Origin of the sequence: Nisaea nitritireducens, assembly GCF_014904795.1 — a bacterium.
GTDB classification, from domain to species: domain Bacteria; phylum Pseudomonadota; class Alphaproteobacteria; order Thalassobaculales; family Thalassobaculaceae; genus Nisaea; species Nisaea nitritireducens.
In genome coordinates, this window is the sequence record NZ_JACZFS010000058.1 from 1 (window position 1) to 15,477 (window position 15,477).

The 15,477-nt window shown below is 63.6% G+C and carries 13 protein-coding genes; 6 read left to right on the forward strand and 7 right to left on the reverse strand.

What is annotated here, in order from left to right:
- The 3 genes from IG629_RS18555 to IG629_RS18565 form a co-directional block, all read left to right on the forward strand.
- Positions 1-81, forward strand: an 81-nt coding sequence (locus tag IG629_RS18555) for an SDR family oxidoreductase (RefSeq protein WP_193173466.1), incomplete at its 5' end; no start/stop codon positions are given.
- Between the two features lie 167 nt (positions 82-248).
- Positions 249-602, forward strand: a complete 354-nt coding sequence (locus IG629_RS18560; protein ID WP_193173414.1) for a cupin domain-containing protein — start codon at positions 249-251, stop codon at positions 600-602.
- Positions 603-794: 192 nt separating this feature from the next.
- Positions 795-1,403: a GNAT family N-acetyltransferase gene (locus tag IG629_RS18565; RefSeq protein WP_193173415.1), complete on the forward strand. Its 609-nt coding sequence runs from the start codon at positions 795-797 to the stop codon at positions 1,401-1,403.
- Positions 1,404-1,630: 227 nt separating this feature from the next.
- On the opposite strand, the gene IG629_RS18570 is transcribed toward IG629_RS18565, so the two are convergent.
- The 3 genes from IG629_RS18570 to IG629_RS18580 all read right to left on the reverse strand — a co-directional run bounded on the left by IG629_RS18570 (position 1,631) and on the right by IG629_RS18580 (position 4,466).
- Positions 1,631-1,774, reverse strand: a complete 144-nt coding sequence (locus tag IG629_RS18570; RefSeq protein WP_449867058.1) for a hypothetical protein — start codon at positions 1,772-1,774, stop codon at positions 1,631-1,633.
- Between the two features lie 74 nt (positions 1,775-1,848).
- Positions 1,849-3,057: a sodium/glutamate symporter gene (gltS, locus tag IG629_RS18575; RefSeq protein ID WP_193173416.1), complete on the reverse strand. Its 1,209-nt coding sequence runs from the start codon at positions 3,055-3,057 to the stop codon at positions 1,849-1,851.
- 299 nt (positions 3,058-3,356) lie between these two features.
- Positions 3,357-4,466: an S-(hydroxymethyl)glutathione dehydrogenase/class III alcohol dehydrogenase gene (locus tag IG629_RS18580; RefSeq protein ID WP_193173417.1), complete on the reverse strand. Its 1,110-nt coding sequence runs from the start codon at positions 4,464-4,466 to the stop codon at positions 3,357-3,359.
- A 168-nt stretch (positions 4,467-4,634) separates the two neighbouring features.
- Between IG629_RS18580 and IG629_RS18585 the strand changes: the two genes are divergently transcribed.
- Both IG629_RS18585 and IG629_RS18590 read left to right on the forward strand, forming a co-directional pair.
- Positions 4,635-5,405, forward strand: a complete 771-nt coding sequence (locus IG629_RS18585; RefSeq protein ID WP_193173418.1) for an SDR family NAD(P)-dependent oxidoreductase — start codon at positions 4,635-4,637, stop codon at positions 5,403-5,405.
- The gene (locus IG629_RS18590) at positions 5,402-6,493 is read left to right on the forward strand and encodes an enolase C-terminal domain-like protein (protein ID WP_193173419.1); all 1,092 of its coding nucleotides are present in this window, start codon (positions 5,402-5,404) and stop codon (positions 6,491-6,493) included. The genes IG629_RS18585 and IG629_RS18590 overlap by 4 nt, the downstream gene beginning before the upstream one ends.
- Before the next feature lie 12 nt (positions 6,494-6,505).
- Here IG629_RS18590 and putA read toward each other — a convergent pair whose 3' ends face one another.
- Both putA and IG629_RS18600 read right to left on the reverse strand, forming a co-directional pair.
- Positions 6,506-10,393, reverse strand: a complete 3,888-nt coding sequence (gene putA, locus IG629_RS18595) for a trifunctional transcriptional regulator/proline dehydrogenase/L-glutamate gamma-semialdehyde dehydrogenase (RefSeq protein ID WP_193173420.1) — start codon at positions 10,391-10,393, stop codon at positions 6,506-6,508.
- A 92-nt stretch (positions 10,394-10,485) separates the two neighbouring features.
- Complete coding sequence (locus IG629_RS18600) at positions 10,486-11,643, reverse strand: PQQ-dependent sugar dehydrogenase (RefSeq protein WP_193173421.1); 1,158 nt, start codon at positions 11,641-11,643, stop codon at positions 10,486-10,488.
- A 248-nt stretch (positions 11,644-11,891) separates the two neighbouring features.
- Between IG629_RS18600 and IG629_RS18605 the strand changes: the two genes are divergently transcribed.
- On the forward strand, positions 11,892-14,027 hold the full coding sequence (locus tag IG629_RS18605) for a protoglobin domain-containing protein (protein ID WP_193173422.1): 2,136 nt from the start codon (positions 11,892-11,894) through the stop codon (positions 14,025-14,027).
- A gap of 23 nt (positions 14,028-14,050) precedes the next feature.
- On the opposite strand, the gene IG629_RS18610 is transcribed toward IG629_RS18605, so the two are convergent.
- Complete coding sequence (locus tag IG629_RS18610; RefSeq protein ID WP_193173423.1) at positions 14,051-14,887, reverse strand: S1 family peptidase; 837 nt, start codon at positions 14,885-14,887, stop codon at positions 14,051-14,053.
- Between the two features lie 5 nt (positions 14,888-14,892).
- Positions 14,893-15,306: a DUF350 domain-containing protein gene (locus tag IG629_RS18615; RefSeq protein WP_193173424.1), complete on the reverse strand. Its 414-nt coding sequence runs from the start codon at positions 15,304-15,306 to the stop codon at positions 14,893-14,895.
- Between the last annotated feature and the right edge of the window lie 171 nt (positions 15,307-15,477).

Consider the following 15,477-nt stretch of genomic DNA (forward strand, 5'->3'; position numbering starts at 1 on the left):
GTCGCCGCCTTCCTGCTCTCCCCCGCCGCACGCTGGGTCACCGGTCAGACCATCGCGGTCGATGGCGGCCAGAACCTGTAGGTCTCACCCTTAGATCGTCATCCCCACTCACATCGTCATCCCGTTGAAGAACGGGATCCATGCTCCAGCGTCAGAGCCATGGATCCCGACCTGCGTCGGGATGACGCCCAGGGCGGGGTTGGACATGAGGGGCCATGGTTTCCACCCCCGCACAACAGGAGCAAGCAATGCCTCAAGCGATTAACCTCGCCGAAAAACTCACCAAGTTCAGCGACCACTGGTCGCCGAAAATCGTCTCCGGCTTCAACGGCCACGACATCATGGTCGTGAAGGTCAAAGGCGAGTTCAACTGGCACGACCATGCCGACAGTGACGATTTCTTCCTCGTCCTGAAAGGCTCCATCCGGATCGAGACCGAGCAGGGCAATGTCACGCTCAATCCGGGCGAACTCTATGTCGTCCCGCGCGGCGTCAAACACCGCCCGGTCGCCGAGGAGGAAGCCCATCTGCTGCTGATCGAACCGGCAGGCCTGCCGAACACGGGCGACGATGCGACAGCGGCGGTGAAAGAAGCGATCTGAAGACCCGGCCGGCGATGCTGGACCGGTCAATCTTCAAACGCCCAGCCACCTCCTTCAGCGTCATCCCGACGCAGGTCGGGATCCATGGCTCTGACTCCGGAGCAGTAGAGTCTAACCGTCATCGGGGTGACGCTGAAAACTGGTATGGCTGGTTCGATCGAGACATGATCGCAAGAAGGCTCACCGCATTCCATGAACCGCCCCACTCTTCAGACACAGCGCTTTATTCTTCGACCTCTTCAGGCCTCCGACACGGCGCACATGGCGGAAGTCATTTTCGGCGATCCGGATATCGGCTGGCGGTTCGGCCTCGTCGCGGATACGAGCAGCCCCGATGCAATACTCGAGACCACCGCACACTGGATCGAGGAGGCGAACAGCAACTGGGCCGCAAAGGGATGGGGCGCCTGGGCGATCCAACCGCGGGACGGCAACGTCACCTCGGAACACCCTTTCCTCGGTTTTTGCGGTTTCTTCGATCCCGACCCGCCGATAGAAGACCACGAACTCGCTTACGGCATTGCCAAGGCACGTTGGGGACAGGGCATCGCAACCGAGGCCGCCACGGCGGCACTCGCTTTCCTGTTTCAGGAAACAGAGACCAGACAGGCTGAAACCGTCTGCCATCCAACGATCAATCTCGGCTCCTCAAGAGTTCTGCAAAAAGCCGGGATGCGTTTGCGCGGGCAGATCGACTATTGCGGCTCGGTCGCCGCCGGTCACGGCCTGTTCAACCATTTCAGCATCGACCGTGCGACCTGGCTGAACCGGCAAGCCTCTACCCTGCCGTCATCCCGTTGAAGAACGGGATCCATGCTCCAACGTCGGAGCTGTGGATCCCGACCTACGTCGGGATGACGATGCGTAAATGGGATGACGGTGACGGTGCGATGGCAGGCGAGGCCGTCGGCCAGCTCTGGACGTCATCCCGGCCGGAGAGCCGGGACCTTGTCGAACGTGGAGCGAACTCCTCGAAAGGTCCCGGATCAAGTCCGGGATGACGAACTTGGGGAGGGCTTACCCCTCGATCAGTAGACCACCACGCTGCGGATGCTTTCGCCGGCATGCATCAGGTCGAAGCCCTTGTTGATGTCTTCCAGCGGCATGGTGTGGGTGATCAGGCTGTCGATGTCGATCTTGCCGTCCATGTACCAGTCGACGATCTTCGGCACGTCCGTCCGGCCCCTTGTTTAGTCAAGAGCGGTGCCACACCGTGATCGACGCAAACAATTGGGAACCCGCGCCTCTAAAGTAGCAGGAAGAGCTTGATTACGACTGCATTCGCGATGTCGATGAAGAAGGCCGAGACAAGCGGCAGAACGATGAAAGCCAACGGTGCTGGACCATAGAATTTGGTCACGGAGGACATATTGGCCATGGCCGTTGGGGTCGCGCCGAGTGTAAAGCCGGCGAGACCGGCACAGAGAACAGCAGCCGTATAATCGCGTCCCAAAAGACGGAAAAACAGAAACACGGTCATGACGGCGACTGCAGCCACCTGCAAGACGAGCACGAATACCAAGGCCCCACCGAGTCCCTCGAGCGTCCAGAGCTGCATGCTCATCAGCGACATCGCCAGGAAAATTGAAAGGGTGTAGTCGGAAACGATCGCCATGGCCCGGGTCCGGGACGGGAAATGGATCTTCCGGAAGATCAGCGGAACCAGGTTCGACAGCGCAATGCCGACAAAAAGACACGAGACAAAAAGCGGCAACTTGATGCCAAACGTCTGAAGGCTCTCATCCAGCAGATAGCCAAGCATCACAGCCACATTCGTCCAGAGCAGCACCCGCATGATCGAAATGTGATTGATCCTCGGCTCGGGACCGTCGTTTTCCTCGTCCGGATGAGGAAGTCCGACGGTCAGCACACGTTCGGAGCCGCCTTCCAGGCCATTTCGTTCGATCAGCAGTTTCGCGATCGGCCCGCCGAGCAGGGCGGCCGCAACGAGACCGAGCGTTGCCGATGCGATGCCGATCTCCGGCGCCGCGGTAAAGCCGGTCGTCTCCGCAATCGTGGTGCCCCACGCGATCGAAGTGCCGTGCCCGCCGATCAGGGATGCCGAGCCGATCAGCACCGCGACGGGGGTCGGCAGGTCGAACAGGAAGGCGCCCAGCACGCCGATGCAGTTCTGCACCACCATCAGGAAGATCGCGATCATCAACAGCGTCGCCAGCAGAAAGCCGCCTTTTCCCAGGTCTTTCACCCGGGCATTCAGGCCGACCGTGGCAAAGAAGATCACCAGGAACTCGTCCCGGGCCGCGAGGTCGAACGTGATCTTGATATCAAGCGTGGCGTAGATCAGCCACGTCGCCAGCGCCACGACCAGCCCGCCCGAAACCGGCTCGGGGATGCTGAATTCCTGCAGGAAGCGGACATTCCGCGTCAGGAAAGCCCCAAGGAAAAAGACCACGATCCCCAATGTGACGGCGGGCAGTGCCGGTACCTCGATCATGCCGGACTCTCGCCTCCCTGCGTGTTGCTTTCGGGAACTCGCTTCAATCCTAGCCTAAACGTCATCCCGTTGAAAAACGGTATCCATGCTCGGTCGTAGAGCTATGGATCCCGACCTGCGTCGGGAAGACGATGAGGAAGCGGGGTGACGGTGACGGAGCGATTGCGGGCGAGGCCGTCGGCCACCTCTGGGCGTCATCCCGGCCGGTGAGCCGGGACCTTGTCGAACGTGGAGCGAACTCCTTCGAAAGGTCCCGGATCAAGTCCGGGATGACGAACTTGGGAGGGCTTACCCCCCGATCAGTAAACCACCACGCTGCGGATGCTTTTGCCCGCATGCATCAGGTCGAAGCCCTTGTTGATGTCTTCCAGCGGCATGGTGTGGGTGATCAGGCTGTCGATGTCGATCTTGCCGTCCATGTACCAGTCGACGATCTTCGGCACGTCCGTCCGGCCCCGTGCGCCGCCGAAGGCGGTGCCGCGCCAGGACCGGCCGGTGACCAGCTGAAACGGGCGGGTGGAGATTTCCTGGCCGGCACCGGCGACGCCGATGATGATGCTTTCGCCCCAGCCCTTGTGGGCGCATTCCAGCGCCTGGCGCATGGTGTTCACGTTGCCGATGCACTCGAAGCTGTAATCGGCGCCGCCGCCGGTGAGGTCCACCAGATACGGCACCAGATCGCCTTCGACTTCCTTCGGGTTGACGAAGTGAGTCATGCCGAATTTCTCGGCGATGTCCTTGCGGGCGGGGTTGAGATCGACACCGATGATCTTGTCGGCGCCGACCATACGGGCGCCCTGGATCACGTTCAGGCCGATGCCGCCGAGGCCGAACACGACCACGTTCGAGCCCGGCTCCACCTTGGCCGTGTTCACCACCGCGCCGACGCCGGTGGTCACGCCGCAGCCGATGTAGCAGATCTTGTCGAACGGCGCGTCCTTGCGGACTTTCGCCAGCGCGATCTCCGGCATCACCGAATGGTTCGCGAAGGTCGAGCAGCCCATGTAATGGAAAATCTTCTCGCCATTGATGGAGAACCGGCTGGTGCCGTCAGGCATCAGGCCCGCGCCCTGGGTGGTGCGGATCTTCTGGCAAAGATTGGTCTTCGGGTTGAGGCAGTACTCGCACTCACGGCATTCCGGGGTGTAGAGCGGAATGACATGATCGCCCTTTTGCAGGCTGGTCACACCCGGTCCGACTTCGACCACCACGCCCGCGCCCTCATGGCCGAGGATCGCCGGGAAAATGCCTTCCGGATCGTCGCCCGAGCGGGTGAATTCGTCCGTGTGGCAGAGGCCGGTCGCCTTCATCTCGACCAATACTTCTCCCGCGCGCGGGCCGTCCAGCGTGACGGTCTCGATGCTGAGCGGCTTGCCGGCCTGGAATGCAACGGCGGCTTTGGTTTCCATGGGATGCTCCCTCTCGTGCCTCTATCGGAATTGGAGGCATACAGTCTTTCATCAGTCCCGCTTTTGCAATGCGCGTCTCCGAGCATACTGAAACCGCCACCGCTCTCGACCTGTTCGAAAAAGCAGGGAAAGATAGAGGCAACAATAAAAATGGGAGGAGACCGGACAATGAGCATCAAAGCAGTGATTACCGGCGGGGCCAGCGGCATTGGATATGCCACCGCGAAGAAGATCCTCGCGGACGGCGGCGCCGTCTGCCTGCTGGATATGAACGAGAAGGCGTTGGCGGACGCGCAGACAAGTCTCGGCGGCGACCGGGTGATGACCGCCGCGACGGATGTGCGCGATGCGGCGGCACTGGATATCGCGATCCGGGCCGGGGCCGAATTCATGGGCGGGCTCAATGCCTGTGTCGCCAGCGCCGGGATCGGCTACCGGGTGCCGATCCTCGAATCCGACACAAACGAATTCGAACGTGTCCTGTCCATCAACCTGACCGGCGTCTATTCGACGCTCCGCGCAGCGGCACTGGTCATGGTCGAGCAGGGAAGCGGCGGCTCCATCGTGACGCTGGCGAGCGTCTGCGGTGTGCGCGGCTGTGCCGACCGGGCCGCTTATGGCGCCGCCAAGGCCGGGGTGATCAACCTGTCTGAAACCGCCGCCATCGAGCTCGCCCAGCACAAGATCCGGGTCAACGCACTCTGTCCGTCACCGATCAACACACCGCTGATCGAGGGCGTACAGGACGAGCAGGCCGTCGCCGACTGGATGGTCGGCATCCCCATGGGCCGCTATGGCGAGCCGGAGGAAGTCGCCGAGTTGGCATCCTTCCTCTTGAGCGACAAGGCCTCGTACGTCACCGGCCAATCCATCGGCGTCGATGGCGGCTGGATGGGCGCGGGTTTGCATAATGCCGCCTATCGGGTGGCCGCCCAATGACCGGCGGAACAAAGGACATCAGGATTGGCGCTTTCCGTGTCCGCACCGTCACGGCGCCGCTGCCGCAGCCGCACAAGACCGCGTCAGGGACACTGGATGCAGCGCCGCTGGTGCTGCTGGATATAGAGACCGATGCGGGCGTCACCGGCTCCTCCTATCTGTTTCCCTATGCCGCCTTTTTCCTCCGTCCGCTCGCGCTTTTGGTCTCTGAACTCGAGGAGCTGATAAAGGGCCAGCCCCTGATGCCGCGCGATATCTGGACCATACTGAAGACCCGCACCCGTCTCGCCGGATATCCGGGCCTGATGGCCTGCGCCGTCGGCGGCATCGATATGGCGCTCTGGGATGCGCTGGCGAAAGCGCACGGATTGCCGCTCGCCTCGCTTCTCGGAGCGGCGCCGCGCCCGGTCTGGGTCTATGACAGTCTCGGCCAGATGGGACCGGAAGAAACCGCCCGGGACATCGAGCGATCCCTGAAGGACGGCTTCCGCGCCTTCAAGGTCAAGTCGGGCGATCCCGACCCGAGGGTCGATGTCGCCGTTGCCCGCGCGATCAAATCGGTCGCCGGAGACGACGCCTGGACGGCGATGGACTTCAATCAGGCCTTCACCGCCGAGGAAGCCGTCAAGCGCATGCATCTGCTCGATCATGAAGGCATTGCCTGGATCGAGGAGCCTGTGGCCTGGGACGATTTCGAGGGGCACGCGAATGTTCGCGCGGCGATCTCAACGCCAGTGCAGAGCGGCGAGAACTGGTACGGCGCCCGCGACATGGCGAAAATGCTGGAGGCCGGCGCGCTCGACCACGCCATGCCGGACGCCATGCGGATCGGCGGCGTTACGGGCTGGATGGAAGTCGCGGGGCTCGCCGCCGCGCACAACATCCCGGTCTCAAGTCACCTCTTCCCGGATCATTCCGTGCACCTGCTGGCGGCGACGCCAACCGGCTACATCCTCGAATGGTTCGACCTCGCGGCAGGGATCATGGCTGAGCGACCAAAGATCGTGGACGGGATGGTCAGCCCGCTCGACCTGCCCGGTGCCGGGATCGTCTGGGACGAAAAGGCGATCGCGGAATACGCGGCCTAGCCGCCAGACCGCCTAGCCAATCGACATCAGGCTGGCATTGCCGCCGGCCGCCGCCGTGTTGATGCTGATGGATTGCTCCTCGACCAGCCAGTCGAGGCAGTAATCCTCCCGGCCGGACGCGAGCCCTGCGGACGAGATGCCCTGCACGCCGACCAGAGGGCCGTCGCGATCCGCCGCCTGCTTCTGCACGTCGATCAGCGCGTCCGCGTCGCCCTCGAACAGCACGGCGGCCAGATCGGGCTCGGCGTGCCAGTCCGGTGTCAGGTGCACCCGGTCCTTCAGATCGGCGGGCAAGCTGCCGACCAACGCGCTGGCCGCATCGTTTGTCTGCAGCACGGCCTCGTCTCCCGCCGCGAGGATGGCCGCGACCTGCCGCAGCAAACCGGCCTCGCCCTGTGCAATCGCCGCAACGCGCCCTTTCGGATGAACGAGATAGCGGTTCCGCTCCCCGACCGGACCGGGCAGGTCGAGATCGGTGCCAAGCGGCGAGCGGGCGATATAGGCCGCCGTCATCTCCGCTTCCTTCGTCCGGCCAGCCTCGCGCAGCCAGGCTTCGAGCTGGTGCGCCGGCTCCGGGCCGACATCCGGCGCCCGGTCCGAGATGGCCGAGGTGAAGGGGCGGCGGGCCAGAAGACGGGTGAGATAGAGCGGGCCGCCCGCTTTCGGGCCGGTGCCGGAAAGGCCCCGTCCGCCGAACGGCTGTACGCCGACGATGGCGCCGATGATGTTCCGGTTCACATAGACATTGCCGACACCGACCCGGCGGGTCACCCGGTCGATGGTCTCGTCGATCCGTGAATGCACCCCGAAGGTCAGGCCGTAACCGGTGGCGTTGATATCGTCCACCAGCGCATCCAGTTTGTTCCGCTTGAAGCGGACAACATGCAGGACCGGGCCGAACACCTCGCGCTCCAGCTCGGCGAGGCTGCCGATCTCGATCAGGGTCGGCGGGATGAAGGTGCCGTGTCTTGTGTCGGCGGGCAGGTCGAGTTGCTCGACCTTGTTGCCGCGCTCCCGCATGCTCTCGATATGCGTCCGGATGCCCGCCTGCGCTTCCGCCGTGATGACCGGGCCGACATCGGTAGAAAGCCGGTCCGTGTTACCGATGGCCAGCTCGTGCATGGCGCCTTTCAGCATCTCCAGCATGCGGTCGGCCACGTCTTCCTGCAGGCAGAGCACACGCAGTGCCGAGCAGCGCTGACCGGCGCTGTCGAACGCGGACATGATGACGTCTGCGACGACCTGTTCCGGCAGGGCCGAGCTGTCGACGATGAGGGCGTTCTGGCCGCCGGTCTCCGCGATCAGCGGGATCTGCGTGCCGTCCGGCGCGAGACGCCCGGCGAGGCCGGCCTGGATCAGCCTTGCGACTTCGGTAGAGCCGGTGAACATGACGCCGCGCACCCGGGCATCCGCGACCAGCGCCGCGCCGACCTCACCCGCTCCAGGGACCAGTTGCAGCGCGTCCTCCGGAATCCCCGCCTCGTGCAGCAGCCGGACAGCCTCGGCGGCGATCAGCGGGCTTTCCTCCGCCGGTTTCGCCAGCACCGGGTTTCCGGCAGCCAGCGCCGCCGCCATCTGCCCGGTGAAGATCGCCAGCGGGAAGTTCCACGGGCTGATACAGACCACCGGACCAAGCGGACGATGGCTGTCCATGTTGAATTTCGTCTCCACCTCCATCGCGTAGTAGCGCAGGAAGTCGACGGCCTCGCGCACCTCTGCGATGGCATTGACCATAGTCTTTCCGGCCTCGCGGACGCAGATGCCCATCAGCACCGGCATGCGGGCTTCCATCAGATCGGCGGCCCGCATCAGCAGGGCGGCACGCTCCGCAGGCTCCGTCGCGGCCCAGACCGGCGCCGCTGCCTCGGCGATCTCGAACGCCTTGCCGATCACAGCCTCGTCCGCATCGCGCACGGTGCCGACCAGATCGCGCCGGTCCGACGGGTTGCGCACTTCGCGCACCGGGCCGGTCTCGGCGGCGCCTTCCACCGTCGGTGCCGATTGCCAGAAGGTCTCCGCGCTGGAGAGCAGAGCGGCGGAAAGGGAGGCGAGCCGGTGCTCGTTCGACAGATCCAGACCCTGCGCGTTCGGCCGTTCCGGGCCGTAGAGCGTACGCGGCGCGCTGATCTTCGGATGCGGCGCGCCGACCGGCTCGACCTTCAGCGCCTCGGCCACCGGATCGGCGATCAGATCGTCAATGGAGAAGGCAGGATCGGCGATCCGGTTCACGAAGGAGGTGTTGGCGCCATTCTCCAGCAGACGCCGGACCAGATAGGCCAGCAGGGTCTCGTGGCTGCCGACCGGAGCATAGACCCGGCAGGGCCGGTTCAGCTTATCCCGCCCGACGACTTCCTCATAAAGCGGCTCGCCCATGCCATGCAGGCACTGGAATTCGTACTGACCCGCGTAATAGTTCGGCCCGGCCATCTGCATGATGGCGGCGAGGCTCTGGGCATTATGGGTGGCGAATTGCGGATAGACCGCGTCCGGCGCCGCCAGCAGTTTCTTGGAGCAGGCGAGGTAGGAAACATCAGTATGGATCTTCCGGGTGAAGACCGGGAAATCCTCCAGCCCGTCCACCTGTGCACGTTTGATCTCGCTGTCCCAATAGGCGCCCTTCACCAGCCGGATCATCAACCGGTGGCCGCTGCGCCGGGCCAGGTCGATCAGGTAGTCGAGCACGAAGGGGCAGCGCTTGGAATAAGCCTGCACAACGAAGCCGATACCGTTCCAGTCCGCCAGATCCGGATCGAAGCAGACCGCTTCAAGCAGATCGAGGGAAAGCTCCAGCCGGTCCATCTCCTCGGCGTCGATATTCAGGCCGATATCGTAGGAACGGGCGAGCTCAGCCAGACTTTTGAGGATCGGTAGCAGCTCCTCCATCACCCGGTCCTGCTTCATCCGCCAATAGCGCGGATGCAGGGCGGAGAGCTTGATCGAGATGCCGGGACCTTCGTAAATCCCACGGCCCTTCGAGGCCTTGCCGATGGAGTGGATCGCCTGCTCGTATTCCTTCAGATACCGGGCGGCGTCCTCGGCCGTCGTCGCCGCCTCGCCCAGCATGTCGTAGGAGTAGCGAAAACCCTTCTTCTCCATCGCCCGGCTGTTGGCCAGCGCCTCGGAGATGGTCTGCCCGGTGACGAACTGCTCCCCCATCATCCGCATGGCGACGTCGACACCGCTGCGGATCAGCGGCTCGCCGCCGCGCCCGATCATCTTGGTCAGGGCCGCCCCCATACTGTCCTCGCTCTGGGTCGCGGTCAGCCGGCCGGTGACGACAAGACCCCAGGTCGCGGCATTCACGAACATGGACGGGGAATGACCGAGATGGGATTTCCAGTCGCCATTGGAAATTTTGTCGCGGATCAGCGCGTCGCGGGTCTGCCGGTCGGGAATCCGGAGCAGCGCCTCGGCGAGGCACATCAGCGCGACGCCTTCCTGGCTGGAAAGATCATATTCGTGGATCAGGCCTTCGACGCCGCCGCGCACGCTTTTCTCGCGCAGCTCTTCCACCAGGGTGCGGGCCAGATTTGCCGCCGCCTGCTGCTTGGCAGGCGTCAGGGATGCCTCGGAGATCAGATACGGCAGGCATTCCATCTCCGGCTTGCGATAGGCGGCCGTGATCCGGGCCCGCAACACGCTCTGGGCCTGCACACCCTGTGCGAATTCCAGAAACGGCCGGGGGAGCTGTTCGCCGGCAGGCGTGCTTTCATCCAGGTCGAGATCCGCATCGCCGGCGAGATAACCGTCCAGCGGCTCTCCCCGTTCGATCCGCTCGATGGCGCCGACGAGAGACTGCTTCACCAGCCAGTGGGGCGTGCGGCCGATCCTGTCGGCGGCGGTCTTCAGCCGCGCCCGCAAGTCCTCGCTGACTTTCACGCCTATGGTCTGTGCCGCCATTACCGCCCCCCTGGATCGATCCGAAGGCGAAGGTTACACCGACAACACCACACAGGTGCAACCTGATTCTTTCAAAGGGTAACCCGAGCCGATTACATCGGTTCCAGACGCAGCAGATCGCCTGCGGAGCTGTCCGTCAGAACATAGAGATAGCCATCCGGCCCCTGCTTCACCGCACGGATGCGCTCTTCCAGATCCTCCAGCAGCACTTCCTGCTCGGTCACCCTGTCGCCATCGAGCACCAGCCGCCGCAGATGCATGTGCGCCAGCGCGCCGACGAAGAGATTGCCGCGCCAGTTCGGAAACTTGTCGCCGTTATAGAATTCCATCCCGCTCGGCGCGATGGAGGGCACCCAGTAGACCACCGGTTGCTCCATGCCCGGCGCCTCGGTCTTGTCGGAAATGATCGCGCCGCTGTAATCGATGCCGTAGGTGATCGCGGGCCAGCCGTAATTCCGGCCGGGACGGAGGATATTCACCTCGTCACCGCCGCGCGGGCCGTGCTCCTGCGCCCAAATGGTCGAAGTGCCCGGCCGCAGCGCCATGCCCTGTACATTCCGGTGCCCGTAGGAATAGATCTCCGGCAGCGCGCCCGACCGGCCGACGAACGGATTGTCCGCCGGCACCGAGCCGTCATCCATAATCCGGGCAATGGTGCCGATATGCGTGCCGAGGTTCTGCGCCTCGTTCATGTAACTGCCCCGGTCGCCCATGCTGACGAACAGCGTGCCGTCCGGCGCAAAAACCAGCCGGGAGCCGAAATGCCTGCCGCCACCGACCTTCGGGCTTTGCCGGAAGATCACGTCGAGGTCGACAAGGGCATCATCCACCAGGCGGCCCCGGGCGACTTCCGTTCCGGCACCGCCGTCGCCCCGCCCGGCAAAGGACAGATAGACCAGCCGGTTTTCGCTGAAGTCCGGGTGCAGCACCACGTCGAGCAATCCGCCCTGGCCCGAGGCATAAACCTTCGGCGTGCCGCGCACCGGCTCCGGCTCCAGCCCGTCCGGTCCGACGATCCGCAACGCCCCTTCCCGCTCGGTGACGAGAATGCGGCCGTCCGGCAGGAAGGCCAGTCCCCAGGGGTGGTCCAGGCCGCCAGCCAGCTGCGTCACCCGAAAATCATGGACATCGGACCGCTCGGCCACCGGCACATCGGCACCTGCCGTGCAGGCCGCCACACCGAAAAGGAGAGCATTTGCGGCAAGCCGCGACGACACTCGAAACAATCGAGAGCACAGATCCAATCCCATGACTTCCTCCGTTCGGTCACCTGACATCTAGATGGCGCCGCAACGCCTTCCAGCAAGGGCCAGCCGGGGCGTCGGGGCCGGAAATGCGCGGTCACATCGGGAATTCGGGAAGCTACGAACAAATTTCCGAAAAATATCCGGAACATTATTGTACTATTTACGAAATCAATCTCAGACTGAGGAAAATCAATATATTTGGGGCAAGGCCGGATCAACGGCCAACCGGAATAACAAGGGGGAAACAACCCATGGCGGAACAGACTGAAACCTCACGGCAGGCATTTACCGAAATCGATCAAGGGGCCCTGCTGGCCCTCAAGCAAATCTGGCCTCTTGTCGAAAAGGGGCTGCCGTCCATCCTGGATCAATTCTACCGCCATATCGCCTCCGACCCGGAAATCGCCGCAAACCTGGAACAGGGCCCGGACCCAGACATCCTCAAGCAGGCCCAGACCCGGTTCTGGCAATCGCTCTTCAATGACGGGTTCAACGACGATTATCTCGCGCATACCCGGGAGATCGGCGAACTTCATGCCGGGATCGGCCTCGGCCCGCGCTGGCATACCGCCGCCGCCGCCTTCATCCAGCCACGCCTTTTCAGCCTGATCGCCCGCAAGCACAAACGTGCCGACGATACGGTGCGGTATTGCAGCGCCGTGGCAAAGGCCATCGCGCTGGACATGGATCTTGCACAGGATGCCGCTGGGTCATCGGACGAGACAGAAAAGCTCAAACAACAGGTCCTCAACCTCGCCGACACCCTTGAGCGGGAAATCGATCAGACCGTGGAAGAGGTCATGCTGCAGGCCGGCCGGGTTGCCGAGCTGACAAACGGCCTTGCCGCCGCCGCGACCGAGATGGCGTCACTGGTCAACGAGGTGCGCGGCGCGACCGACATCACGGCAGGCAATGTGAATTCCGTCGCCGCCGCAACGGAAGAGCTCAGCTCCTCAAGCCAGGAAATCGCCACGCAGGTCTCGGATTCCGCGCGCCTTACGGCCGAAGCGACAGACAGCGCCGAAGGCGCGCGCGAGCGGGTTTCCGCCCTTGAAGAAGCCACCAAGAACATCAGCTCCGTCGTCGACCTGATCAACTCCATCGCCGCCCAGACGAAGCTGCTCGCCCTGAATGCGACGATCGAGGCCGCCCGCGCCGGGGAGGCCGGGAAAGGCTTCGCCGTCGTCGCCTCCGAGGTGAAATCGCTGGCGCAGCAGACCGAAAACGCCATTCAGGATGTCAGTCAGCATACCGCCGGCGTCCAGTCAGCGACCCGGTCCTCCGTCGAAGCCATCACCGGGATCGCCTCGAAGATCGCGGAAGTGAATGGAATCTCTTCGGGGGTTGCCTCCGCCGTCGAGGAGCAACTGGCGGCAACCAGCGAAATCGGCCGCTCCTCGAACGAGGCATCGGAGATGACCGGACAGGTCGCCGCCTCCATCGCCAAGGTGGCCGAGCATGCGGATCGCACCAGCCAGTCGGCAACCGCGATCGAGACCCTGGCGAAAAATGTCAGCACGAATGTGAGCGACATGAAACGCCGGCTCGGCATCGTCGTGCGGGCGGGAGAGGACACGAACCGCCGGGGCAGCGACCGGATCCCGACCGTGATCAACGGGACGATCCAGTTCGGCGCCATCAACACAGAGGGCTTCATCGCCGATCTCTCGCCACGCGGCGCCCTGCTGCTGTGCGACGGGCAGGAAACCGCAGAGCCGGCAACGCTCGGCAGCGTTACCCTCGCCAACGGGGTCCGCATTCCGGCCCGCGTCGTTGCCGCCACATCTCTTGGCATCCATGCCGCGTTCGAGAATATCGACGCCATGGCAGCCGAAATGGTTGGCGCCATGATCGAGCAGGCCATGGGCGAAAACGATGTTTTCCGGGACATCTGCGTGACAGCCGCGAGCGAAGCCGAAAACGCCCTCGCCGCCGCCATCAGCGCGGGCCGGATTTCCATCGAAGACATGTTCGACAGTCAATACGCGGCAATGCCGGGCACCAACCCGCCGCAATATTCAACCAGGTTCGTCGATCTGACCGACGAGTTGCTGACGCCCATACAGGAACATCACAAGGACCGGGACGACCGTATCCGCCTGCTCTGCGCGACCGACAGGAACGGCTATATCGGCACGCACAACGCCGCGGTCTCGCAGCCACAGCGCCCGGACGATCCGGTCTGGAACGCCGCGAACTGCCGCAACCGTCGGATCTTCGACGACCGGGCGGGCCTGCTGGCGGCGGGCAACAAGGAGCCGCATCAATTGCAGACCTATCTCCGGGATATGGGCGGCGGAAAGAAAGTGCTGCTGAAGGAGATCGACGCACCGATCACCCTGTCCGGACGCCATTGGGGCAACATGCGCTGCGCCTTCGTTCCCTGAGGCATCGGGGGTCAGGGCCGAGGTCAGCTGCCCACCTTGCAATAGAGCTGCCGAACAGTCCCGATCCGCTCCAACTCGGAGAAGGACGGGGCGTTGACCCATCTGGTCTGCGCCTCATCCTCGGCCTGAACTTTTTCGCTCTTCAACATCTGCTTGATGGTGTAAGGCGCGACCGTCGATACGCGACCGCGCCTTGTGTTCGAGGCTATGGCGATGCCGACCAAACGCCCCGAGGCATCCAGCGTCGGCCCGCCGCTGATCCCGCCGAGGCTGCCCGGCGCCACCCCCTCGCGTCCGGTCTCGGCCCAGACCAGAACAAGACGGCCTACGCCGCGCAGGGACTTTCCGTGAAGCTCACCGCGCCCAATCAATGCTGACGAAACTCGCCCCTTACCCGTTCCGGGGAAGCCGTAATGGTATCCGGCATCGCCGATATCCGGTAGCGGACCGAGGGAAAGAGCCGGGGACCGCCCGGCATCCGCGCGCACGAGCGCGATGTCCGCATCCGGATGCGAAACCGCAGAACCCTTGATGGGCGTCACTTGCCGACGATCGACGACGAAACCCAGCCGGTCGCACCCCTCAACGACATGCCGCGCGGTCAGCCAGTAACCCCGGGAGACAACGAACGCCGTTCCGACGCCGCTCCCGATCTTTTCACGCTCTTCGAGTTGCAGCTTGATATCGCGCAGGCCCGGAGCGGGCAAAGGCCGGCGCGGCGTCCGGCCGAGCGCTGCCTCACCCCCCGGACCCGCCTGCCCTTCCGGTGCAGGTTGCCCGCCTGTCTCGAACAGCAACGCCAGGGCCATGACGAGCATGACAAGGAAGATGACGGCCCCATCTGACGGAAGAAAGCGCATTCCCGTTAGCCCGAAACAGCCGCCGCATTGAGGGCGGCGACCGAGAGCTTGATCGAAACCAGGAGCGTCGCGGCCCCGATCTCGCCCTCTTCAATGCGCCTGGAAAGATTGCGTATGGCGAGATCCGTCACCCTGAAGACCAGAATCTGGATCACCAGCGTCACCGTGCCCCAGATCAGAATATCGAGCAGGCTGACGCTGGCCGCCAGACAGAAAGCAAGCGGGATCGCCAGGCCAAGAACGGCTCCGGCAAGCGACAGCGCAGCCGCCGCGTTGCCTTCCCGGATCAGCTTCATCTCGTCATGCGCCGTGATCCGCATATAGATCAAGGTTCCGATCAGAAGCATTCCCAAACTCGCCGCGAAATGCGCGATCAGATACGGAAGACCGGCCATCAAACTGCTGAAGACACCCGACATTTTTCGCCCCTAACCTAAAACAACCCCGCCGAGGATGCTTCTACGCGAGAGTCCCCGTCAACCACGACATGTGCGCGCGAGCGTGCGCAGGCGCCACAAAATATTCCAAATTTTAAGGATATTCATCGTAATTTCGGTTTATAGTAAACGCGCATCTGGACAATTATAGGT